Annotated in this window: 1 protein-coding gene; it reads right to left on the bottom strand. The window is 60.8% G+C overall.

Translation table 11 applies throughout. The features are described from left to right. Positions 1-386: 386 nt before the first annotated feature. A complete protein-coding gene (locus N792_RS13275) occupies positions 387-881 on the bottom strand; it encodes a hypothetical protein (protein ID WP_036196148.1) in 495 nt (164 codons plus the stop codon). Between the last annotated feature and the right edge of the window lie 45 nt (positions 882-926).

Raw genomic sequence — 926 nt, forward strand, 5'->3', positions numbered from 1 at the left:
GCCCGACGTGCGGCAGCCCAACCCCTGAGGCGAACAGTACAACAAGCGCCGTGTCTGGTGCTGCCGAAACGCACCATGCGCGCGGCCAAGAACTCTCACCGCGCACGGCCCGAAGCCGACCCGGCAAGTCGAATCTTGCGAAGAGTCGCGCCCGTCCGAAGCCGAGGTGCTGTAGGGCTGACTGGCGATGCCTGCACCGCGCGTGCGAGGTGCAAACGCTGCGGATAAGCGAGGCGTTACAGATTGCCTGGAACCCGACAACAACAGTGCGGGAAACAAGGCCTAACGCCTAAGTTAAGCCGCGCCGCAGCGGGGCGTGAAGCACATGGCAAGCTGTACCTGCCATGTGGTTTGCGCCTCGATGCGGTGTCGGCTTGAACGCATTGTTAGGCCTCAGCTGCATACGCCGCCGGGCCTACGAAGTACGAACGATTGCGGCGAACCAGTAACGCAAGAGCAACGTACACGAGAACTGCAAGCCCAGCCGCGAGCCAAAGAGCGGAAGGCTTGAAGATCATGTCCATGGCTTCTTGCCGCACCGGTAAGCCACGAAGCTCACGGCCGATCTCGTAGGCCTCGCGAACGCCCTGAATGTCCCGGACTGCTAGTAGGGTCGTGACCAAGTTCTGACCTATCCCGGCCGCCAAGGCGCCAAACAAAACTCCATACCCGACTAGCTGTGGCCGAAACAAGTAAAAGACCGCGGCTGCGTTGAACAGGAACACGACACCAGCCAGGGCGAAGTATGCCCAAGCGGCACCGATACTTGCGAAGATGTAGTAGTCAGCGGTGGTGCCGAAGCGAGCAAGGCCATCGAGGTCTTTGCCCGTGGCCCAAAGGAACCAGACGATTAGCAGAATGATTGAACGCGGTCGCCGCACGAAACTTCCCCCTGAGGCCTAACACCAGAGTTAAGCCGTGCCGCG

It is taken from the genome of Lysobacter concretionis Ko07 = DSM 16239 (genome assembly GCF_000768345.1).
Classification (GTDB): Bacteria; Pseudomonadota; Gammaproteobacteria; order Xanthomonadales; family Xanthomonadaceae; genus Novilysobacter; species Novilysobacter concretionis.